General features: G+C 73.6%; 20 protein-coding genes and 1 pseudogene. 7 read left to right on the top strand and 14 right to left on the bottom strand.

The window, feature by feature from the left end; translation table 11 throughout:
• Window positions 1-183: 183 nt before the first annotated feature.
• Entirely contained in the window at window positions 184-1,701 is a 1,518-nt protein-coding gene (gene glpK / locus BJ982_RS15485; RefSeq protein WP_184880706.1) for a glycerol kinase GlpK, read from the bottom strand.
• Window positions 1,702-1,711: 10 nt separating this feature from the next.
• Window positions 1,712-2,536: an MIP/aquaporin family protein gene (locus tag BJ982_RS15480; RefSeq protein ID WP_239123059.1), complete on the bottom strand. Its 825-nt coding sequence runs from the start codon at window positions 2,534-2,536 to the stop codon at window positions 1,712-1,714.
• A gap of 494 nt (window positions 2,537-3,030) precedes the next feature.
• On the opposite strand from BJ982_RS15480, the gene BJ982_RS15475 reads away from it, so the two are divergent.
• Together BJ982_RS15475 and BJ982_RS15470 are read left to right on the top strand one after the other, a co-directional pair.
• The gene (locus BJ982_RS15475) at window positions 3,031-3,798 is read left to right on the top strand and encodes a sugar phosphate isomerase/epimerase family protein (RefSeq protein WP_239123058.1); all 768 of its coding nucleotides are present in this window, start codon (window positions 3,031-3,033) and stop codon (window positions 3,796-3,798) included.
• A complete protein-coding gene (locus tag BJ982_RS15470) occupies window positions 3,795-4,898 on the top strand; it encodes a Gfo/Idh/MocA family protein (RefSeq protein ID WP_184880700.1) in 1,104 nt (367 codons plus the stop codon). The genes BJ982_RS15475 and BJ982_RS15470 overlap by 4 nt, the downstream gene beginning before the upstream one ends.
• A gap of 44 nt (window positions 4,899-4,942) precedes the next feature.
• Here the strand turns inward: BJ982_RS15470 and BJ982_RS15465 are convergent, their stop codons facing one another.
• From BJ982_RS15465 to BJ982_RS15450, 4 genes are all read right to left on the bottom strand, one after another.
• Window positions 4,943-5,275 carry a cupin domain-containing protein gene (locus BJ982_RS15465; RefSeq protein ID WP_184880698.1) on the bottom strand — a complete coding sequence of 111 codons (333 nt, stop codon included), beginning with the start codon at window positions 5,273-5,275 and terminating at the stop codon, window positions 4,943-4,945.
• A 119-nt stretch (window positions 5,276-5,394) separates the two neighbouring features.
• Entirely contained in the window at window positions 5,395-6,594 is a 1,200-nt protein-coding gene (locus BJ982_RS15460) for an ABC transporter permease (protein WP_184880696.1), read from the bottom strand.
• Window positions 6,591-7,433 carry an ABC transporter ATP-binding protein gene (locus BJ982_RS15455; protein ID WP_373869651.1) on the bottom strand — a complete coding sequence of 281 codons (843 nt, stop codon included), beginning with the start codon at window positions 7,431-7,433 and terminating at the stop codon, window positions 6,591-6,593. The genes BJ982_RS15460 and BJ982_RS15455 overlap by 4 nt, the downstream gene beginning before the upstream one ends.
• A complete protein-coding gene (locus BJ982_RS15450) occupies window positions 7,430-8,503 on the bottom strand; it encodes a peptidoglycan-binding protein (RefSeq protein WP_184880694.1) in 1,074 nt (357 codons plus the stop codon). The genes BJ982_RS15455 and BJ982_RS15450 overlap by 4 nt, the downstream gene beginning before the upstream one ends.
• 175 nt (window positions 8,504-8,678) lie before the next feature.
• On the opposite strand from BJ982_RS15450, the pseudogene BJ982_RS15445 reads away from it, so the two are divergent.
• Window positions 8,679-9,326: pseudogene (locus BJ982_RS15445) on the top strand (response regulator transcription factor); the annotation flags it as partial.
• Between the two features lie 157 nt (window positions 9,327-9,483).
• Window positions 9,484-10,692: a sensor histidine kinase gene (locus BJ982_RS15440; protein WP_184880690.1), complete on the top strand. Its 1,209-nt coding sequence runs from the start codon at window positions 9,484-9,486 to the stop codon at window positions 10,690-10,692.
• 175 nt (window positions 10,693-10,867) lie between these two features.
• On the opposite strand, the gene BJ982_RS15435 is transcribed toward BJ982_RS15440, so the two are convergent.
• Window positions 10,868-11,443, bottom strand: a complete 576-nt coding sequence (locus tag BJ982_RS15435; RefSeq protein WP_184880688.1) for a hypothetical protein — start codon at window positions 11,441-11,443, stop codon at window positions 10,868-10,870.
• A 191-nt stretch (window positions 11,444-11,634) separates the two neighbouring features.
• Between BJ982_RS15435 and BJ982_RS15430 the strand changes: the two genes are divergently transcribed.
• A complete protein-coding gene (locus tag BJ982_RS15430) occupies window positions 11,635-12,489 on the top strand; it encodes a polyprenol monophosphomannose synthase (protein ID WP_239123066.1) in 855 nt (284 codons plus the stop codon).
• Between the two features lie 66 nt (window positions 12,490-12,555).
• Here the strand turns inward: BJ982_RS15430 and BJ982_RS15425 are convergent, their stop codons facing one another.
• From BJ982_RS15425 to BJ982_RS15410, 4 genes are all read right to left on the bottom strand, one after another.
• Complete coding sequence (locus BJ982_RS15425) at window positions 12,556-13,515, bottom strand: small ribosomal subunit Rsm22 family protein (protein ID WP_184880684.1); 960 nt, start codon at window positions 13,513-13,515, stop codon at window positions 12,556-12,558.
• 551 nt (window positions 13,516-14,066) lie between these two features.
• Window positions 14,067-15,122 (bottom strand): hypothetical protein, encoded by a 1,056-nt coding sequence (locus BJ982_RS15420; protein WP_184880682.1) that lies wholly within the window; start codon window positions 15,120-15,122, stop codon window positions 14,067-14,069.
• A gap of 155 nt (window positions 15,123-15,277) precedes the next feature.
• The gene (locus tag BJ982_RS15415) at window positions 15,278-15,847 is read right to left on the bottom strand and encodes a copper resistance CopC family protein (RefSeq protein ID WP_184880680.1); all 570 of its coding nucleotides are present in this window, start codon (window positions 15,845-15,847) and stop codon (window positions 15,278-15,280) included.
• 95 nt (window positions 15,848-15,942) lie between these two features.
• Window positions 15,943-16,515, bottom strand: coding sequence for an MFS transporter (locus tag BJ982_RS15410; protein WP_239123057.1), 573 nt, complete (start codon window positions 16,513-16,515; stop codon window positions 15,943-15,945).
• A gap of 224 nt (window positions 16,516-16,739) precedes the next feature.
• On the opposite strand from BJ982_RS15410, the gene BJ982_RS40420 reads away from it, so the two are divergent.
• Together BJ982_RS40420 and BJ982_RS15400 are read left to right on the top strand one after the other, a co-directional pair.
• Window positions 16,740-16,940, top strand: coding sequence for a hypothetical protein (locus BJ982_RS40420; protein ID WP_184880678.1), 201 nt, complete (start codon window positions 16,740-16,742; stop codon window positions 16,938-16,940).
• Window positions 16,937-18,118 carry an acyltransferase family protein gene (locus tag BJ982_RS15400; RefSeq protein ID WP_184880676.1) on the top strand — a complete coding sequence of 394 codons (1,182 nt, stop codon included), beginning with the start codon at window positions 16,937-16,939 and terminating at the stop codon, window positions 18,116-18,118. Before BJ982_RS40420 ends, BJ982_RS15400 begins: the two co-directional genes overlap by 4 nt.
• Window positions 18,119-18,129: 11 nt before the next feature.
• On the opposite strand, the gene BJ982_RS15395 is transcribed toward BJ982_RS15400, so the two are convergent.
• The 3 genes from BJ982_RS15395 to BJ982_RS15385 form a co-directional block, all read right to left on the bottom strand.
• Window positions 18,130-19,302: a glycosyltransferase family 4 protein gene (locus BJ982_RS15395; RefSeq protein WP_184880674.1), complete on the bottom strand. Its 1,173-nt coding sequence runs from the start codon at window positions 19,300-19,302 to the stop codon at window positions 18,130-18,132.
• Window positions 19,299-20,063 (bottom strand): sulfotransferase family protein, encoded by a 765-nt coding sequence (locus tag BJ982_RS15390; protein WP_239123056.1) that lies wholly within the window; start codon window positions 20,061-20,063, stop codon window positions 19,299-19,301. Before BJ982_RS15390 ends, BJ982_RS15395 begins: the two co-directional genes overlap by 4 nt.
• Window positions 20,064-20,258: 195 nt before the next feature.
• Entirely contained in the window at window positions 20,259-20,522 is a 264-nt protein-coding gene (locus BJ982_RS15385) for a hypothetical protein (protein WP_184880669.1), read from the bottom strand.
• Between the last annotated feature and the right edge of the window lie 228 nt (window positions 20,523-20,750).

Raw genomic sequence — 20,750 nt, 5'->3', positions numbered from 1 at the left:
GCGAAGATCCGCCGGGCGCTCACCGGGCCGGGGAACGTCCCGGCGAAATCACGGTGAACCCCCGTCGTACCAGGCCCGGCGCTCCCCGCCGACGGCCGAGGGCCCGGCTCTCCCCAGGAACGCCGAAGGCCCGGCCGGGTGAACCTGGCCGGGCCTTCGGCGGGTCGGACGCCCTCGCGGCGCTCAGTCGACCTCGACCCAGTCGAGCGTGCGCTGGACGGCCTTCTTCCAGCCGGCGTAGCCCGCCGCGCGCTGCTCCTCCGACCAGGCGGGAAGCCAGCGCCTGTCCTCGTTCCAGTTGCGCTTCAGCTCCTCGGTGGAGGACCAGAAGCCGAGCGCCAGCCCGGCCGCGTACGCCGCGCCGAGGGCCGTGGTCTCGGCCACGACCGGCTTGGACACCGGCACCCCGAGGACGTCCGCCTGGATCTGCATGCACAGGTCGTTCGCCGTGACCCCGCCGTCGACGCGCAGTACGTCCAGGCGCACCCCGGAGTCGCCGGCCATGGCCTCGACGACGTCCCTGCTCTGGTAGCAGATCGCCTCCAGCGTGGCGCGGGCGATGTGCGCGTTGGTGTTGTACCGCGACAGCCCGACGATCGCGCCGCGCGCGTCGGAGCGCCAGTACGGCGCGAACAGGCCCGAGAAGGCCGGCACGAAGTACACGCCCCCGTTGTCGGGGGCCTGGCGCGCCAGCGCCTCGCTCTGCGCCGCGCCGGAGATGATGCCGAGCTGGTCGCGCAGCCACTGCACCGCCGAGCCGGTCACGGCGATCGAACCCTCCAGCGCGTACACGGGCTTGTCGTCGCCGAACTGGTAGCAGACCGTGGTGAGCAGGCCGTGGCGGGAACGCACCGGCTCGTGGCCGGTGTTGAGCAGCAGGAAGTTGCCGGTGCCGTAGGTGTTCTTGGCCTCGCCGACGCCGAAGCACACCTGGCCGACGGTCGCGGCCTGCTGGTCGCCGAGGTCGCCGGACAGCGGCACCTCGCCGCGCAGCGGCCCGTCGCCGCGCGTCACCCCGTACAGGTCCGGGTTGGAGGATGGACGGATCTCGGGCAGCATCGCGCGGGGGATGCCGAAGAACGACAGCAGCTCGTCGTCCCAGTCGAGCGTCTCCAGGTTCATCAGCATCGTGCGGCTGGCGTTGGTGGGGTCGGTGACGTGCGCGCCGCCCGCGGCGCCGCCGGTGAGGTTCCACAGCAGCCAGGTGTCGGTGGTGCCGAACACCGCGTGCCCGGCCTCGGCGGCGGCCCGCACGCCCTCGACGTTCTCCAGAATCCACTGGATCTTGCCGCCCGAGAAGTACGTCGCCGGGGGAAGGCCCGCCTTGCGGCGGATGACGTCGCCCTTGCCCTCGCGCTCCAGCGCGGCGGCGATGCGGTCGGTGCGGGTGTCCTGCCAGACGATCGCGTTGTGGTACGGGCGGCCGGTCCTGCGGTCCCAGACGACGGTGGTCTCGCGCTGGTTGGTGACGCCGAGCGCGACGAGGTCGGCCGCGGTGAGGTTCGCCGCGCCGAGCGCGGTCTCGATCACCGCGCGGGTGCGCTCCCAGATCTCCACCGGGTTGTGCTCCACCCAGCCCGCCCGCGGCAGGATCTGCTCGTGTTCGAGCTGGTGCCGGGCGACCTCGTCGCCGCCGTGGTCGAAGATCATGAATCGGGTGCTGGTCGTGCCCTGGTCGACTGCTCCGACGAAGTCAGCCATGGTCTCCTCCTCAGACGGCTTCGGTGGGGATCCTCCCCGGCTCGGGCTCGCCCGGCCTCGGCAGGTAGCGGGCGATGAGCGCCTGGTACAGCCCCGCGCCGGCCACGCCGCCGATCAAGGGCGCCACGATCGGCACCCAGAAGTACAGGCCACCGTACTGATCTCGCCACGCGGTCTCGTACCCCGTGAGCCACGAGGCCAGCCGCGGGCCGAGGTCGCGGGCGGGGTTGATGGCGTACCCGGCGTTGGTGCCCCAGGCCATGCCGATGCCGACGACGATGAGCCCGACGACGAACGGCGCCAGGTTCGCGGCGGGCGCGCTGTTGGCGAGGTCGGTGACGGCGAGGACGAGGAACAGCAGGATCGCCGTGCCGATCACCTGGTCGCGGAAGGCGCCCCACTGGTGCACGGGCAGCGTGCCGTTGCCCGGCAGCGTGGAGAACACCCCTTGGGTCTTGATGGTGAGGCCGGGGTCGGCCGCGGCGAGCACCTCGGCGTAGTTCCAGCGGACGAGCAGCGCGGCCGCGAACGCGCCGAGGAGCTGCGCGGCCGCGTACGGCAGCACCTTGCGCCACGCGAAGCCCTTGAAGACGGCCAGGGCGACCGTGACGGCCGGGTTGAGGTGCGCGCCGCTGATCCGGCCCGCGGTGTAGACACCGAGCGTGACGCCGAGGCCCCAGGCCCAGGTGATGCTGTCGTGCCCGCCGATCCCGCCCGCGACCACCTGGGCCACGACCGCGGTGCCGAACAGGATGAGGATCAGCGTGCCCGCGAACTCCGCGGCGAACTCGCCGACCAGGACGGGGGCCTCTCTGGCGCTTTTCGCGCCACCCACCCCGCTTGTCGTGCTTGCGCTGCTTGGCATGTCCTGCCTTCCTCTCCACGCGGGCCACCTGCCGTGAGGGGGGAGCGCTCCCATCGATGCGGCCGTGGCCTGCACCGATACCGCGTCCGCGGCGGCGAAAGCCGCGTCCGCGATGGGGTCAAGGATTTTTTGCCGCTAAGTGCGGACATGGTGGAATGCGTCCGGCTGCTCTGGGACGCCAGGCCGATCACCCTTCCTGATTATGAGCGGTCCCCCGGAAATTGCCACACCATGGCCGGGAACCGTCCCGTGCCGCGTCGCCGGTCACCGCCCGTCACCACGCCCCCGGGCGCCGCCCCCGTCCCGCGCCGTGCCGTCCTTCCCTCGGAAAGCAATGAACCCGTTGTCATTGCTAATAACCCGTTTTAGCGTTTTAGCGACTGATTTCGGGGACCGGAAAAACGGGAGGCCATACCCCCATGGCGAAGCCGCTGGGCGTGCAGCTGTACACAGTGCGAGATCACATGAGATCCGGCCGCGACGAGGTCCTCCGGCGTATCGCGGAGATCGGGTACGGCGCCGTCGAGGCGTTCGACCCCGCCGACGACCCCAAGGGACTCCGGCGGTCGGCCGACGACCTGGGGCTGGCCGTCCCCGCCACACACGCCCACGCGCTGCTGACCGGCGACCCGGACGCCGTGTTCGACGCCGCCGCCGTCCTCGGCGCCGGCCTGCTCGTCGTCCCGGCCGGGATACCGCACGAGGAGTTCACCACCCGGGACGGGATCGCCAGGACCGCCGACCTGCTCAACGGGCTCGCCGAGCGCGCCGCCGGGTACGGCATGCGGCTCGGCTACCACAACCACTGGTGGGAGATCGAGCCGCGCGTGGACGGCGCGCACGCCGTCGAGGCGCTGGCCCGCGCCCTGGTCCCGGAGGTCTTCCTGGAGATCGACACCTACTGGGCCGCCGTGGGCGGCGCCGACGTGCCCGCCCTGCTCGGGCGTCTCGGCGGGCGGGTGCTCGCCCTGCACGTCAAGGACGGCCCCGGCGTCAGGGACGCACCGCACACCGCCGTCGGAGAGGGGGTGATGAACGTCCCCGCCGTCCTGGCCGCCGCGCCGGACGCCTGGCGGATCGTCGAACTGGACCACTGCGCCACCGACGTCTTCGACGCGCTGGCCGCGAGCCACGCCTACCTCTCCGGCCTCGCCGACTCCGGCCCCCCTGGCCCCTCCGGCCCCTCGAAGGCATCCCCCGCCACCGGCGTCTCCCGTCTGGAGCGCGCGTGACGGCCGGGCCCGTCGGGGTCGCGGTCATCGGGGCGGGCGCGATCAGCGAGGCGTACCTGCGCAACCTGAGGACCTTCCCCGACGTGCGGGTGCTCGGCGTCGCCGACCTGGACGAGGAGCGCGCCCACGTCAAGGCGCGGATGCACCGCGTGCCCCTGTCCGGGGACGTCGACACCATCCTCGGGGTGCCGGAGGTCGAGATCGTCGTCAACCTGACGATCCCGGCGGCGCACGCGGCCGTCGCGATGGCGGCCCTGCGCGCCGGCAAGCACGTGTACGGCGAGAAGCCGCTGACGCTCGACCCGGGCGAGGGCGAGAAGCTGCTCGCCGAGGCCGCCACGCGCGGGCTGCGCGTCGGCAACGCCCCGGACACCTTCCTCGGCGCGGGCCTGCAGTCGGCCAGGCGCGCCATCGCCTCCGGCATGATCGGCACGCCGGTCGCGGCGACCGCCGTGATGCAGAGCCCCGGACCGGAGTCCTGGCACCCCAACCCGGAGTGGCTGTACCAGGGCGGGGCGGGCCCGCTGTACGACATGGGCCCGTACTACCTGACCGCGCTGGTCGCGACGCTCGGCCCGCTGTCGAAGGTGGCGGCGAGCGCGCGGCAGGCCCGCCCGCACCGGGTGATCGGCTCGGGGCCGCGCGGCGGGACGAGCTTCGCCGTCGAGGTGCCGACGCACGTCATGGCGCTGCTGGACTTCGTCGGCGGCGCGGCCGCGTCGGCGACGTTCAGCTTCGACTCCCCCGCCTACATGGCCGCGATCGAGGTCATCGGCACCGACGGCTCGCTGTCGCTGCCCGATCCCAACACCTTCGGCGGGCCCCTGTGCGTGCGCGGCCCCCGCGACGGCGGCTGGCGGGAGCTGCCGGTGGAGGGGACGACGGTGGGGCGCGGCATCGGCGTGCTGGACATGGCCCGCGCGCTGCGCGCCGGGGTGCCGCACCGCGCCACGGGCATCCTCGCGCTGCACGTGCTGGAGACGATGGCCTCGATCATCGGCTCCGCCCGGCACGCCGAGTTCCGCCACCTGCGCACGACCGTGCCGGCCCCCGAGCCGCTGCCCGTGGGCTGGGACCCCCACGAGGCCACGCTCGGCTGACGCGGCGGGCGTGCGCCGCTCCCCCGCGCCGCCCGCCCGCCGCGTCAGAGGGTCTTGGCGACCGTGAACAACAGCACCGACTCCTCCAGCGCCTCCACGCGCTGGCGGGCGTCGGGCAGCTCCAGCAGGTCACCGGCCAGGACGTCCCAGGTCGCCCCGGCCGAGGTCACGCGGATCCGCCCTTCGAGGACGTGGAAGGAGCCTTCGCCGGGATTCTCGAACTCGCTCATCACCGAGCCCTTCAGCAGGGCGATCACCGTCTGGCGCAGCACGCGCTCGTGGCCGCCGACCACGGTCTCCGCCGCGTGCCCGCCGGAGGATTCCGCCGCGCGGTCGAGCTGCACGCGGCCTAGTGCTACGAGAGAGAACTTCTGCATGACGTATCCCCTTCGTGGTCCCCTGGTCCCCTTGGCCCCTGCGCGGCCTGGCGGCGAAGCGGGCGCGTCGCGGCGCCCCTCGCCGAGATGACTACCCCTGTCACGCCGTTTACCCGCGATCACGTCGTGGCGAGCGCGACGGTCGGGGACAGCCGGGCCGCGCGCATCGCCGGGTAGATCCCCGCGACCGTGCCGATGGCCAGCGTCGCCAGCAGTGCCCCGCCCGCCGCCCACGCGGGCACGACGGCCGGCCAGTCCTTGAGCAGCGCGTACCCGAGCGTGGCGGCGGCGCCGAGCACGGTGCCCACCGCGCCGCCGAGCGCGGACAGCAGCAGCGACTCCGACAGGAACTGCAGCCGCACCTGCCCCCGGGTCGCGCCCAGCGAGCGGCGCAGGCCGATCTCGCGGCGGCGCTCCAGCACCGAGATCACCATCGTGTTGGCCACGCCCACGCCGCCGACCAGCAGCGCCACCGCGCCGAGGCCGAGCAGCAGGTTCGTGAACGCCCCCGCCGCCGCGGCACGGGCGGCGAGCGCGTCCGAGGGACGGCTGACGTCCACCTCGCCGGGGTTCTCGGGGTTGACCGTGCGCGGCAGCACCTGGCGCACCGCCTCCACCGCCGCGTCGTCCGAGCGCTCGTAGATCTTGGTGGGGTGCCCGTCGAAGCCCAGGTAGCGCTCGGCGGCCGGCCAGCCCACGAGCGCGGACCGCTCGATCTCGGGGGCGAGCGGCATCGCGTCCAGGATGCCGACCACGGTGAACCAGCGGTTCCCGATCCACACCCGCGGCCCCACCCGGTGGACGCCGAGCCGCTCGGCGGCGACCGAGCCCAGCACCACGGCGGGCTTGTCGGCGTTGGCCGCGTTCAGCCAGGTGCCCTGCCGGACGGTGCCCTCCAGCGTCGTGGCGAGCTCCTCGGTGGCCGCCTGGACGGCGATGCCGCCGGTGACCTCCTTGGGGATGCGGTCGGTCCTGCGGACGGCGGCGTCCGTGCTCCCCGTCGCGGCGGCCGTCGTCACCGGGCCGATCCTGCGGACCATCTCGACCGACTCCTCGGGCAGCTCGGCCCGGTCGCCGAACATGGTCTGGCCGGGCGCCACGGTGAGCAGGTTCGTGCCGAGCCGGTCGAGTTGCCGCAGCAGCTCCTCCCGCGAGGAGGAGGAGATGCCGATGACCGCGACCATCGTGGCGATGCCGATCGCGATGCCGAGGGCCGACAGCACGACCCGGGCCGGGCGGGTGCGCAGCCCCGCCGCGCCGACCCGCAGCACGTCCCGCGCCCCCAGCCGGGCCGGGACCAGCCCCGCCTGCCCCCTCACGCCGGCCCCCGTCCGGTCGCCGCACCCGACGCCGTGCCGGATGCCCTGCCCGGCGCGACGCCGGACGCCGTGTCCGATGCCGTGCCCGGCGCCGTGCCCGATGCCGTGCCCGATGCCGTGCCCGATGCCGTGCCCGATGCCGCCGCGGGTGTGCGGCGGCCGGTGCCCGGGCCGTCGTCGGCGGCGATCAGGCCGTCCCTGACCCGGACCCGGCGGGGCGTCCAGGCGGCGATCTCCGCGTCGTGCGTGATGATCGCCACGGTCGTGCCCGAGGCGTGCAGCGCGCCGAGGACCTCCAGCACCTCGGCCCCCGCCGCGGAGTCCAGGTTGCCGGTCGGCTCGTCGGCCAGCAGCAGCGGAGGGTCACCGACGACCGCGCGGGCCACGGCCACCCGCTGCTGCTCACCGCCCGACATCTGGTGCGGCCGGTGCCCGAGCCGGTGCCCGAGCCCCACCCGTTCCAGCGCGGCGGCGGCCCTCTCGCGCCGCTCCCGCAGCCCGGGGCCGCCGTAGAGCAGGCCGTCGGCCACGTTGTCGAGCGCGCTCGTCCCGGGGGCCAGGTGGAACTGCTGGAAGACGAAGCCGAGACGGCGGGCGCGCAGCGCGGACAGCTCGCGGTCCGACAAGTCCCCGACCTCGTACCCGGCGATGCGGACGCTGCCCGACGTCGGCCGGTCCAGCGTGCCGATCATGTGGAGCAGCGTGGACTTGCCCGACCCTGACGGCCCCACGATGGCCAGCAGCTCGCCGGGCTCGACGGTCAGGCTCACCCCGCGCAGCGCCTCCACGTGCCCGGCGTAGGTCTTGCGGACGTCGGCGAGCCGAACGATGGCGGTCACCGGTCCGGCACCCCGACCTTCATGCCCGCGGCGAGCCCGTCGCCGGAGACCTCGACCCTGCCGCCGCCGTACGCCCCGGTCTCGACCGCGACGACCCGCGTGCCGGACCCTTCGGCGACCTCGACGCCGAACCCGCCCTCGGCCAGGGCGAGCAGCGCCTCGACCGGCACGGACAGGACGTCCTTCACGCGCTCGCTCTCCATGGCGACGCTGACCGGCGCCTGGTCCAGCCGGCCCACCTTCGCGGCCGAGCGGAGCGAGATCTCCACGTCGATGGTCGCGTCGCCGCCGCCCTGCCCCGCGTCGTCGCCCGAGGCCCGGGCCACCGTGCCGACCTCGCTGATCGTGCCCTTGACCCGGGCGCCTCCCGGCAGCTCGATCGTCACCGGGGCCCCCTTCCTGGCCATGGACTGGTCGTCGGTGTCCAGGTCGACGTGCACGGTGCGGCGGGTCGAGGTCACCGCCAGGACCCGCCTGCCCGGGTTCACCGGGTCGCCGACCTCCACGTCGGCGCGGGACACGCGCACGGGCCCGGGCAGGAAGACCACCTGGCCCGCGTCCACCTGCCCGGTCTCGACCAGCCCCCGGTCCTCCTGCCAGTCCAGGACCGCGCGCCGGGTGGCGTAGGTGAACTCGTCGTCCACCGTCATGTCGTCCCCGTAGCCGAGCGCCTTCAGGTTGCGTTCGAGCTGCCGCACGTCCGGCCCGTCGGACACCCCGATGGACAGCGGCCGGTAGAGGGGCAGCGCGCCGTACATGAGCACGAGCGGCCTGCGGTCCACCTTCAGCAGGGCACGGCCGCGGCTGATCGTCGTGCCCTCCCCCGCGACCGCCGTCACGGTGCCCGCCGCGCCGGCGTACACCCGGCGCTCCCCGGTGTAGGTCAGGCTGCCGTCGACCGTGGTGGTGTCCACCAGGTCGCCGCGCGTGACCTCGGCCGTACGGGACGGCGCGGCCTTGGGCGGCGCCTCGGCCGTGCCCGTGCCCGTGCTCATCACCGCCGCCGTCGCCGCCCCGGCCAGGACGGCGGTCACCCCGGCCGACACGGCGGCCAGGCGCCGAACTCCCATCAGTGTCACCTCCGCGCGCCACGGGTCCCACGCCCGTCAGCACAGGCGGTTTTCTAGCCGCGCGCCGATTAGCGGCGGATAAGCGGAGAGCGAGGCCGGGCGCGCTTACCGGTGCCTAACGTCCGATGGACCACGCTGGTCAGCCGCAGGAGGAAACGCGCGGAAAGGGTGTGAGATGCGGGTGCTCGTCGTCGAGGACGAAGAGGAGCTCGCCGACGCCATCGCCCACGGGCTGCGGCGCCGTGCGATGGCCGTGGACGTGGCCTACGACGGCGCCGAGGCGGTGGACCGGCTCGGCTACGTGCAGTACGACGTCGTCGTCCTGGACCGCGACCTGCCGGAGCTGCACGGGGACGAGGTGTGCCGGGGGCTGGCGGAGGCGGGCGCGTCGTGCCGGGTGCTGATGCTCACCGCCGCCGCCCGCGTCGGTGACCGGGTGCGGGGGTTGTCCCTCGGCGCCGACGACTACCTGACCAAGCCGTTCGCGTTCGCCGAGCTGGCCGCGCGGATCCGCGCGCTGGCCCGCAGGACCGCTCCCGCGCGCCCCGCCGTCCTGGAACGCGCGGGCGTCCGGCTGGACCTGGCGGCGCGGACGGCCACGCGGGACGGGGAGCCCGTGGCGCTCACCCGCAAGGAGTTCGCGGTGCTGGCCGAGCTGATGCGGGCCGAGGGCGCCACGCTGGCGCCGCGCGAGGTGGTGGCGCGGGCGTGGGACGAGAACGCCGAGACGGGGACCGGGGCGCTGCGGGTCACGATCACCACGCTGCGCAGGAAGCTCGGCGCGGCCGTGATCGAGACCGTGCCGGGGGTGGGGTACCGGGTGGACCGGCCGTCAGAACCGCGAGACGCGGCGCCGTCCACGGCGGAGGACACGGGCGGCGGACCGGAGCCGCACGGCCGGAGCGGAGAGCGGGAGCGGCATGGCGGAGGGCGGCGATGACGGGACGGCCGGCCACGGTGCCGCGCGGTGGAGGGCGACGATGACGGGATGGTTCGGCGCGGTGCCGCGCGGGGTCAGAGCGCTGCGGCGCGGGCCCGGTCTGCGGGCGCGGCTAACGCTGATCTACACCGGCCTGTTCTTCGCGGCGGGCACGGCCCTGCTGCTGGCGACGAACCTGATGACGGCCCGCGCGCTGAACCGTCAGTTCGTCATACGCCTGCCCCCGCTGGAGGCGCCGTCCCCGGGACGGGACCGCAAGTTCCTGGCCTTCCAGATCGGCAAGGACTACCTCTCGCAGATCGAGCAGAGCAAGCAGCAGGTGCTCCAGGATCTTTTGCAGAACTCGGCGCTGGTCATGGCCGGGATCGGGATCCTGGCGATCATCCTCGGCCACATGGTCGCCGACCGCGCGCTGCGTCCGCTGCACCGCGTCACCGACGCCGCCGAACGGCTGTCCGAGAGCACCTTGCACGAGCGCATCGCGCTGGCCGGGCCGCACGACGACGTCAAGCGGCTGGCCGACACCTTCGACGCGATGCTGGACCGGCTGCAACGGGCCTTCGACGCCCAGCGCCGCTTCGCGCTCAACGCCTCCCACGAGCTGCGCACGCCGCTGGCGATCAACCGGACCCTGCTGGAGGTCGCCCTGGAGGAGCCGGACGCCTCGGAGGACCTCACCCGGCTCGGCAAGGCGCTGCTCGCCACCAACGCCCGGCACGAGCGGCTCATCGAGGGCCTCCTGCTGCTCACCCGGTCCGAGCACGAGCTGGTCACCCGCAGGCCGGTGGACGTCAGGGACCTCGCGCAAGGGGTGGTCGAGCTGCTGGAGCCGACCGCCCGGCGCAGGCGGATCACCGTCACCGAGCGGCTGGGCCCGGCGACGGCGGGCGGCGATCCCGTGCTGATCGAGCGCTGCGTGTTCAACCTGGTGGAGAACGCGCTGAAGTACAACGTCAAGGACGGCACGGTCGCGGTGGAGGTCGCCGCCGACGGCGGGAACGTGCTGATCCGCGTGGAGAACACCGGGCCGCTGATCCCGGGGCACGAGGTCGCCGACCTGTTCGAGCCGTTCCACCGGCTGCGCGAGCGCGTCGGCTCCGCCCAGGGCTCGGGGCTCGGCCTGTCGATCGTCCGCGCCATCGTCAACGCCCACGGCGGCACGGTCGAGGCGTCGCCACGCGCCGAGGGCGGCCTGACGATCACCGTACGCCTGCCCGCCGCGCCCCGCACCCTCCTCCAGGCCCGCTGATCCTCGCGCGCGAGACCCCCCGGGATCGCGAACCCCCACCACGCGACCGCTGATCACGTGCGCGGGTGCAGGGAAGGACGGGCCGAGCCGGCGGCCAGGTCCGCGGATCCCCGCTCGGGGCCGGATACGCGCCCCTCAGCGCGCACCCGGCCCTCCGCGGCGAGGCCCGGCCGGGTCACTCCGCCGGGCCGCCCGGGGCGCCGGGGAGCAGCTTCTCGCACGCCTTGTGCGCCTCCTTGAACTTCTTGCCGTCCGGGTCGGCGCCCTTCGGCATCTTGATCACGGCGCCCTCGCCGGGCTTGGGGTCGGGCATGTCCACGCCGTGCTCGCGCATGCAGGCGGTGAACTTCAGGACGGCGTCCCGCATTTTGGGGTCGTTCCCCTTGCCCAGCAGCCCTCCCCCTTGCAGGTACTTGCCGCACTCCTTCTGGGCCGCCTCCACCTTGCCCCTGTCCCCGGACCTGATCCTGATCTGGACCTTGCCGCCGGGCTCGGGATCCTTGATGTCGATCCCGTGCCCGCGCATGCACTCCGCGAACTTGACCGGGTCGCTTGACACGGCCGGGGACGCCGACGGGCTCGCCGCGCCCGTCCCCTTCCCGGCCGAGGCGACCCCGGGCGCCTCCTGAGCGGTGCCGCATCCGGCCACCGCGAGCACGGGGGCCGCGCCGATCACCAGGGCAAGCCGCCGGAACCTCATCTCGTCCTCCTCCTCGATCCCCAGGCACGACGCCTGGCGGACAAGCTCCATGTCTACGGAGCCCGGGATTAGCGAGAAGTAAGCCGGGGAGGCGGGAGGGAAGGACTCGGTGGGTAGAGCCGGATAGGCTTCGTCCGGTACCGGTTGGTCCTGAACTACCACCCCGCGATGGGACCGCCCGTGAGTCCTCCACGCCGCCGAACAGAAATCCGGAATCCATGACTCAACGTGACTCACGAGCAATATCAGAGGGCGACACCGCGACGGGTGCGCGCGCCGCCAACGCCGTACGTCTGCCCGAGCCATGGGCGTCGGCGGCCGTGACGGTGGTGCTGCCCACCTACAACGAGGCCACGAACCTCCCCGCGATCCTGGACGCCCTGTTCGCGCTGCCCCTGCCGGCGCTGCGCGTGCTCGTCGTCGACGACAACTCGCCCGACGGCACCGGCGAGCTGGCGGAAACCCTCGCCAAGGACAAGTACGGGGCCGACCGCCTGTCGGTGCTGCACCGCCCCGGCAAGCAGGGACTCGGCCGCGCCTACGTCCACGGCATCAGCCACGCGCTGGACGAGGGGGCCGCGTACGTCGTCCAGATGGACGCCGACCTGTCCCATCCGCCCGAGGCCGTCCCGCAGATGCTCGGCACGCTCCTGTCGACCGAGGCCGACGTCGTGATCGGCAGCCGGTACGCCACCGGAGGCGCGCTCGCCGAGGACTGGTCGCTGCACCGCAAGGCGCTGTCGGCCTGGGCGAACTTCTACGTCCGCGTGCTGCTGCACATGCGCGTGCGGGACGTCACCGCCGGGTTCAAGCTGTGGCGGCGCGAGACCCTGCACGCGATCGACGTCGCCGGGGTGACGAGCAACGGGTACGCCTTCCAGGTCGAGATGAACTACCGCACGATCAGGCGCGGGCTCAAGATCGTGGAAGTGCCGATCCGGTTCGAGGAGCGGCGCGACGGGCGCAGCAAGATGAGCCTCGGCGTCCAGTTCGAGTCGGCGCTCATGCCGTTCAAGCTCATGCGCCACACCCCGGACCTCACCCCCGAGACCCCCGAGACCCCCCCGCCGTCCGAGCCTCCGGCCGCCGAACGCTGAGCCGCGAGCCCCGGGGCCGGCCACCGAGGCGTCTCCCCGGCGACCGGCCATGGGCGGACGGCCGTGCTACGGCCAGGGGTCGCCCCAGGTGGCGTCCCTCGCGGCGCGGTAGGCGTCGCCGTGCCGCTTGGACACGTTCCGCTCGGTCACCCCGTCCGCGCACAGGGTCAGCGTGACCAGGCCCTTGCGGGTGCGCGGATGCCGGAGGATCCTGCCCTCCGCGGGCGCGACCGGCGCGGAGGTCGCGACGACGTAGGAGAACTTCTCGTCCTCGAACCCCAGCTCCGCCGCCTTGAGACGGCGGTGCAGCCCCATGCGGGGCAGGCGGGCCGAGAAATGGCACCAGTCGCCCGCCGGGAGCGGGCAGGCGGACGTGTGCGGGCACGGCGCCGCGACCCGCATCCCGAGATCGACCAGCAGGTCGCGGGCGGCGAGGACGCGGGCGTACCCCTGCGGCGTGCCGGGTTCCACGATGGCGACCGTCGTGCCCCGCCCGGCCAGCCACCGCACGACCGGCTCCTGCGCGGCGGCCGGCAGCTCCGCCAGCACGTAGGAGATCGTGACCAGGTCGGCGGGAGGCGGCGTCAGGTCGGTCCTGATGGCGGACCGCTGCCACGTGGCGTTCTTGACCCCCGGGTGGGCCGCGGCGGCGGCGAGGCGGCGGCCGACCGCGATGACGGCCGGCTCGCGTTCGATCACCGAGACGTGCCGCAGGGACGGCCAGACGGCGCTCGCCGCCCAGACGGCCGCGCCCGTGCCGCCGCCGACGTCCAGGTGGCTCACCGGCCATACTTCGGGCATGGCCGCGGCGGCCTGCGTGAGCGCCGTGGTGACGGCCGCGTACGTGGCGGGCATGCGGGTGGCCGTGTAGGCCGCCACGTCGGTCTCCGACCGGAGCGCCGGGTCGGGGCCCGTCTCCCGGTAGCGGGCGGTGAGCCGGCCCGCCGAGCGGGCCAGGTCCTGCTCGCGGTAGCCGCCGATCATGTCGTCCAGGGCGTCCCTGAGCTCGTCAGGCAGAGTGATCATCGCTTCTCCGAACCACACGGGCCGGAGAAGTCCGCGCGGGTGAGGTCCGCGGCGGGACGCGCGGACGTGAGGGCATGCAAAAGAAGGCTCCTCATCGAGGGAACGGTCATGAGAGGGGGACCGCTTCGCCGCGAGAAGCGCCGACCTGCTCGTTCAGCGGGCGCGCCCTCGCGTCGAGACGGTAGCCGTCACCTTGCCCTGCCGCATACCTACCTCCCACCCCCACCCGACATCCCCAAAAGGCTAACGCACCCACCCCCGCCGATCTCCCCACCGCCACCGCCGTCTCCCCTCCGGCTCCGGAAACCGGGAGCCAAGTCCGGACACCCACCGAACCCGCCTCCCCGATGAAGAGCGGCCCGGGGCCAGACACCTCGACAAAGCCGATCACCGCGCCACCAGAAGCCCCCGACGGACGTACGCACCCCCGCTCGGCCGTACCCGGCCCCCGAAGAACTCGCCACCACCGCACACCCCACCTCCGACCAGCGTCAGCGTGCCGGAAAACGCGCCCATACGATCACTTCGGCCTCGTGAACAGAGCAGGCGGGTCAGCCGTCTTCGCGGAGGGAGTCGGCGTGGTGGTGGGCGGCGGAGGCGTGGCGGGTGGCGGTGGCGTGTTCGTGTTCTGCTGTGGCCAGGCGGCGGGCGGCGGCCTCCTGGCGGGTCCGGGCGGCGGTGAGTTCCTCGTGGAGGCGGTCCACTTCGGCGGTGACGGTCTCGTGGGCGCGCCGGGCGTCGCGGGTCTCGGACTCCCATTCGGCGGCCGTCCGTTCGGCGTCGCGCGCCTCACGCTCGGCGGCCTCCACCAGCTCGGCCCGCCTGCGCCGCCGCTCCTCCTCGGCCCGCTCCCGCTCTCGCCGCTCCTTCTCAGCCCGCTCGCGTTTACGCCGCGCCTTCTCGGCCTCACGCTCTGACCTCTGCCGCGCCTTCTCCGCCTCGCGGTCGGCTTTCTGCCGCTTCTTGGCATCGCGATCTGGCTTCCGCCGCTCCTTCCCGGCTTCGCGGTCTGGCTTCGGGGGTTTCTTGGGCTTGGGTTTCTGGTTCTGTTGAGGCTTTTCCGGAGTGCGGGGTGGCTTGAGTTGCTGCTCTTTCTCGCTCTCTCCCCGCTTTTCTGGCGCGGGTTCGGGGAGGGGGCCGGCCGGGGCGAAGCCGGCGTAGGTTCGGGGTTGGGGGAGGTGGCCTGCACGTACCTCTTCGGCGACGGCCGGGTCCATGGTGGCGGCGTGCAGGGTGTCCTCGACCTCACGTACGGCGGGCTCGCGCAGGGGGCGGCCGGCCTCGTCCGCCGACCGCCGGGCCGCGCGGAGCAGGCGGGCGACCAGTTCGCCGCGCCGCCGGTCGAGGTCGCCGATCTGCCCGCCCGCCGCCCACGCCGACCGCAGCTCGTCGCCCAGGTCGAGCAGCCGGCCGAGCTCGTCGGGCGCCGACCTGGCCAGCCGGTTGACCGCCCACGCCGACACGGTCGGCCGCCGGAGCCCGCCGATCCGCCGGGCCAGGCCGGCGTCCCCGGACCGCTTCGCCTCGGCCGCCAGGCGCTTGCGCGTTTCGACGAAGTCCTCGGGCGTGCCGCCGTACAGCTCGTCCGCCGCAGCAGATAAATCCACACCCCTCTGGTACCCGCGCCCCGCCGGCCGACAGCCCCAGGTACGGCGGGGCCGGGTACCGGCCCGGTTCCTCCGCGACCCTGCCTACCGGGCCGACGCGCTCACCGGGTCCGTGACGTGGAAGGTGTCCCGCGAATAGGCCGGTTCCGCCCGGCTCATTCCTTCTCGGGCGTGGCGACGGGCGTGGCGGGGTCGGAGGAGGACCCGCCGCGGAGGCGGAAGAGCACCACCACCGCGATCACAACGAGGACGGCGACGACCAGGATCCACACCGGGAACCCTCCCCGGGACGTCTCGGCGGCGGGGGTCGCCGAGACCACGGGGGCCGCCTGCGCGGCGGAGGGCGCCGGAGCGCCGCCCGGCGCGTTCACCTTGAACGGGATCTCCCCCTCGACCGGGTGCCCGTCGGAGGACACGATCCTCCAGGCGATGACGTAATCGCCGGACGGAAGCGGCCCGTTGACGTTCTGCACGACCTTCGGGCCCTCGGCGTGCGGGGGCCCGGCCTCGTACCGCTTCCCGCTCGCGTCGGTCAGGACGACCGCGGGGAAGCTCGCGCGGGCGCTGAACTCCAGCTCTATCTTGTCGAGGCCGGATACGACGGCGTTCTTCGCCGGGGAGCTGCTTTTCAGGCTGTCGTGCGCCAGCGCGGACGGGGCCGCGAGCCCGAGGAGGACCCCGGACAGGCAGAGCACGAGCAGCGGTCGGAAGAAAGACGTTTTCACGGAAGGGCACTCCAAGCGCGGGCACGCGGGGCTCGCGTGCCCGCCAGGCATGGCACGCGTGCTCGCCGCGGAAAGGTGTCGGAACGGACGAGAGCTCAGAACACCGTGACCGGCGGCGGGCCGCGCCGCGCGAGGGCGTGCCGCAGGACCCGGCCGGCCGGGATCCGTACGGCGTGGGCGGCCCGGACGCGGACGGGGCGCGGCGGCGGGGCCGTCTCGCGGCGGAGCAAGGCGAGCGGCACGCCGAGGCGCCGGGCCGCGCGGGCTCCGGCCGTGCGGAGCAGCGACCACAGCGCCGACTCCCCGCGGGCGAGCCACCAGCCGGTGAGGAGCGCGGCCGTGAGGTGGGCCACCAGCATGCCGACGCCGACGCCGAGCCCCTGCCCGTGCGCCGCGGGCATGCCGTGCCCGTGAACCGGGGCCGCGACGCCGAACCATTCGTGCAGGAGGAGCTGCCCGGCCAGCAGCCAGGCGACCACAGTCGCGGGTGAGCGCTCGCGCCGGGCGAGGAGCGTCGTGGCGGCCATGACGACGAGCCCGCCGGAGGCCAGCGCCCCCACGCCGGGGCCGTCGGCGCCCGCGAAGCGGTGTGCCCCGGCGGCAAGCCCTACGCAGACGACCGTGAACACCGCCGACCGCGCGAGCCGCAACGCCAGGCTTGCCTCCATAACACAACGAATGCTCTCACACCCCATCCCGACCGCCCCGAAGCCGCACCGTCCGGGCCGACGCACCCCCGGCCACCTCACGCCGCCCCGAAGCCGCACCGTCCGGGCTCGCACGCCCCTGACTGCTGCCCGATGACCGGAAGATGGCCTGATGCGGCCTCTGGTGGTAGATCATGCTGGGTGCCCGGCATGAGGGGAGGGCCGGGTTGCTACCGTGGGCAACCATGGATCATCGCGCCATTTCGCACGGCCCGGCACGGGGCGCGGCACGGCGCGGGCGTCCACCGGCGGTCTCGGCCAAGGTCCCGGGCAAGGTCTCGGCGGCGGTCCTGGGCAAGATCCCGGCCAAGGTGGCAGCGGTGGTCCAGATCGCAGTCCCGGCGGCGGTGCTGATCAAGGTCGCGGCGGCGGGGCGTGCCTCGTGAGGGACGGTTCACGGCTGGCGTGGCTTGACGCGCTGCGCGGGATCGGCGCCATCGCGGTGGTCGCGGAGCATCTGCTGCCGTGGGTCGTGCCCTGGCTGCGGCCGTACTGGTTCAACCTGGGCATCTACGGCGTCCTGGTATTCTTCCTGGTCAGCGGGTACATCATCCCGAGCTCGCTGGAACGGCACGGCGACGTCCGCGCGTTCTGGATCGGGCGCGCGTTCCGCCTCTACCCGCTCTACCTGGCGGTCGCCGCGTTCGTGCTGGCGCTGAGCCCGTGGGTCGCGATCCGGGACGCGGTGCCGCGCGACCCGTCCGCGGTGGCCGCGCACGCGACGATGCTGCTGGACGTGGTCGGCGTGGGCGGGGTCACCGACACGATGTGGACGCTGTCGTACGAGATGGTGTTCTACCTGCTGGTGACCGCGTTGTTCACGACGGGGACGCACACCCGCGCCTGGGTGCCGGCCGTGGCGTTCGGCGTGGCGGCCGTAGTGGAGGGGCTGCTGGTCGGCGCCGCGTTCCTGACGGGCACGTGGGTCGCGTGGGCGTCGTGCGGGGTCTTCCTCGCGGGCATGGCGTGCCTGCTCGCCGGCCGGTTCCGCACGGCGGCGGCGTGCGCGCTGGGGGCCATGGCGCTGGTGCTGGTGGCGGCGGGCAGCAGGGTCCCCTGGCTGGGCATGGCGATCGTCGCGGTCATGTTCGCCGGGACGGCGATCCGCCGGTGGGAGCAGGGCGCCGGGCGCCTGTGGCCGGTGTGGGTGACGGCGGCGCTGGTGGCGGTCGCGCCGGTGTGGGCGGTCCAGGGCGGCTGGTGGTGGGTGCGCCCGCAGGTGTGGCTCACCACCGTGGCGCTGGCCGGGGCGACGTTCGCGGGGGCGATGGCGCTGCGCGGCCGGCGGATGCCCCGGGCGCTGCTCTGGCTGGGCCTGGTCAGCTATTCGCTCTACCTGGTCCACCACCCGCTGCTGAAGCTGTGCGTCCAGATCACCGGGGACCTGCGCTGGTCGCCGCCGTCCGTGCAGATCCCCGCCGCCGTGGCCTTCCTGACGCTGATCCTCGTGGTCAGCGCCCTGTCCTACCGGTACGTCGAGAGGCCGGCGCAGAACCTCGGACGCCGCCTCGCGGCCCGGCGCGCCCGCGCCGCCACCACCCCCGTCCCGGTGAAGTCCCGGTGAAGGGCTGAGCGTCACGCCCAGCGCGAGCCTCCGACGGGGTTGCCGGCGAGCAGTTCCTCGAACAGGTGCTCCCAGAGCGGCATGACGATCTCGGGGGCGTAGTCGGCGGCCGTGGCCGCGGCGGCGGCGCCCATGCGGACCCGCAGGTCGCGGTCGGCGATGAGCCGGTCGAGCGCGGCGGCCAGCGCGTCGACGTCGCCGGGCGGGACGAGCAGCCCGTCCCGGCCGTGGGTGAGGACGTCGGCGGGGCCGGTCGGGCAGTCGAAGGCGACGACGGGCAGCGCGTGCGTCATCGCCTCGATCATGACCATCGGCAGGCCCTCGAAGCGCGAGCTGAGCGCGTAGACGGACGCGTCGGCCAGCTCGTCCTGCAGGGTGGTGCTGCGGCCCATCAGCGTGACGTGGTCGCCGAGGCCGTGCTCCTCGATCAGCGCGGCGAGCGCGGCCTTCTTCGGCCCGGTGCCGAACACGCGCAGCCGCCACTCCGGGTGCCGCAGCGCCACCTGGGCGAACGCCGGGATCAGCAGGTCGAAGCCCTTCTGCGCGACGAGCCTGCCCGCGGCGGCCACGACCGGGTTCCGCTGGCCGGAGTGCCTGCCGTCCCCGGCCTCGACGGCGTTCGGGACGCGCACGATGGGCCCGCGGGGGAACAGCCGGCGGAACTCGCGCAGGTTCGTCCTGGTCAGGACGGCGATCGTGTCGAAGGCGCCGTAGTACCTGGCGATGTCGTGGCGCACGCCCTCGCGGTAGGCGTCCAGGCTCATGTGCTCCTGCGCCACACGGACGACGCTCTTGTGGCCGCGCCGCGCGGCGATGAGGTTGAGCGCCGGGCGGGTGGTGACGAGGACGCCGTCGCGCAGGGAGGCGACGTAGCCGATGGCGGCCCGTTCGACCGCCTCGGTGAAGTAGCGCGCGGCGAACTCCCCATGCGGGACGATCTTGCCGCGGATCCTCCGCCACGCGCGGCGGCCGAGGCCGTCCTCGGGGACGCTCTCGCGCTGGTCGGCCAGCGTGCTGAGGGTCACGCGCGGGTCGACCGCGAACTGGGGCTCGTCGCGGCGGCGCACGACGCTGACGATCTCGACCTCGTGGCCGAGGGACGCCATCGCGTTGGCCTGGCTGATCACCGTTCGTATGGTGCCTCCCATGCCGTAGGCGTGCAGGAGCATGTAGCGGATCTTCACGCGGAGGCCGCCGTTCCGGGCAGGTAGCCCCAGGTCTCGCACATCGGCCGCAGGATCTCGGGGACCTCCTCGGCCTGGGGCAGGTCCCTGCCCGGCTGCACGCTGCCGGAGCGGATCTTGTCCTTCCAGTCCCCGAGGCCCTTGACCACCACGTCGGGCCTGCCGTACGCGAGCATCGCGGGCTCCCAGGGGAGGTCCAGGAAGGCGCAGATGGCGCGGGTCTCCTTCTCCGGGTCGGCGGTCAGGTCCTCGTAGCGGACGGTCGGGCCGGGCAGCGCCGTCCTGGCCCGCTGCACCGCCTTCATGTAGCGCAGCGCGTCGGCGGCGGCCTCCTCCGGCGTGCGCGAGCCCGCGCCGGCCTCGAACCAGGAGGCCGCGATGGACGCCGGGTGGCGCAGCAGGAAGACGAACCGGGCGTCCGGCCAGCAGGCGGCGATCCGCTTGTAGGCGAAGGCGTTGGCGGGGGTCTTGTCGACGATGTACCGCTTTCCGCTGCGCACCAGCTCGCGGTGCAGCACCCGGTCCCACAGCAGGTGTTCCAGGTCGGCCCGGTTGTGCCCGAGCTCGGCCATGGCCTTCTCGGCGAGGGCCGTGCCGAACCCGACGGTCAGCCTGCGGACGTGCAGCTCGTGGGGGGCGTGCAGGGCCGAGTGCGCGTTGAGCATCGCGCGCAGCAGCGTCGAGCCGGATCGCACCGGGGACATGACGAAGACGGGCGCGGTCAGCAACCGGTCGGCGGCGGGATCGGCGGGCGGGCGCACCAGAGCGTCGGGGGCCGGAGCGGCCTTCTCCGTAACGCGTCCCGTATTTCCTACTCGCTTTATCTGAAATCCGGTATATCTACCGAATGCGTTGTGCAACTTGCCCTGCCATGTCATGCAGAGGGAGGTTACCCAGCGTTCCTGGCAAAAATATGAGAGGTGATCCAATAATGAATGACAGGTGAATCGAAACGATCACCCTAGATCCTTCTCGGCCGTCCTCTCTTCAGGGGCGTCCCCGCCTCCCGGCACCGCACCTCTCGGGCCGTTCCGGCCCACGAGCAGGTCGACGGCGTGCTCGCCCAGCTCGATCGCGGCCGGGAGGAACCCGTTCGCGGCCAGGACGGCCACCTCGGCCAGAGCCGCCTCGTACGCGCCGGACCACTCGGCCCGCAGTTCGAGGTGATCGGCGCGTGCCCCTCGACGGCCAACCCCTTCTTGCTCCGCGGGCAGGAGCACAGGCGTAATCGTCGCGCCACGACAGCACGGCCGAAGACATCCACGACTGCTTTTTCTCCGTCGATGAGATCGGTGTGCTCTCTCCAAGAGGGTTCCGTTACCGCATGGCACCGGGCGGTGCCTGGGCGTGCCGGCCGCTTATCCGCCCGCATCCCAGTAACCCGCCGATCGTCTCCTCCCGAGCCGCTATCAGGCGGCGCACGCCCGTGCAACCGATTTATCCACGCC

This window comes from Sphaerisporangium siamense, assembly GCF_014205275.1.
GTDB lineage: Bacteria > Actinomycetota > Actinomycetes > Streptosporangiales > Streptosporangiaceae > Sphaerisporangium > Sphaerisporangium siamense.
Note: the sequence above shows the minus strand (reverse complement) of the source record. Positions and strands in the feature narration are given on the sequence as shown.

What these genes read in the sequence shown, in the direction of transcription:
- glpK (WP_184880706.1), bottom strand. Translation starts at nt 1,701, where the DNA reads ATGGCTGACTTCGTCGGAGCAGTCGACCAGGGCACGACCAGCACCCGA.
- BJ982_RS15475 (WP_239123058.1), top strand. Translation starts at nt 3,031, where the DNA reads ATGAGATCCGGCCGCGACGAGGTCCTCCGGCGTATCGCGGAGATCGGG.
- BJ982_RS15465 (WP_184880698.1), bottom strand. Translation starts at nt 5,275, where the DNA reads ATGCAGAAGTTCTCTCTCGTAGCACTAGGCCGCGTGCAGCTCGACCGC.
- BJ982_RS15450 (WP_184880694.1), bottom strand. Translation starts at nt 8,503, where the DNA reads ATGGGAGTTCGGCGCCTGGCCGCCGTGTCGGCCGGGGTGACCGCCGTC.
- BJ982_RS15440 (WP_184880690.1), top strand. Translation starts at nt 9,484, where the DNA reads ATGACGGGATGGTTCGGCGCGGTGCCGCGCGGGGTCAGAGCGCTGCGG.
- BJ982_RS15435 (WP_184880688.1), bottom strand. Translation starts at nt 11,443, where the DNA reads ATGGAGCTTGTCCGCCAGGCGTCGTGCCTGGGGATCGAGGAGGAGGAC.
- BJ982_RS15425 (WP_184880684.1), bottom strand. Translation starts at nt 13,515, where the DNA reads ATGATCACTCTGCCTGACGAGCTCAGGGACGCCCTGGACGACATGATC.
- BJ982_RS15410 (WP_239123057.1), bottom strand. Translation starts at nt 16,515, where the DNA reads ATGGAGGCAAGCCTGGCGTTGCGGCTCGCGCGGTCGGCGGTGTTCACG.
- BJ982_RS40420 (WP_184880678.1), top strand. Translation starts at nt 16,740, where the DNA reads ATGGATCATCGCGCCATTTCGCACGGCCCGGCACGGGGCGCGGCACGG.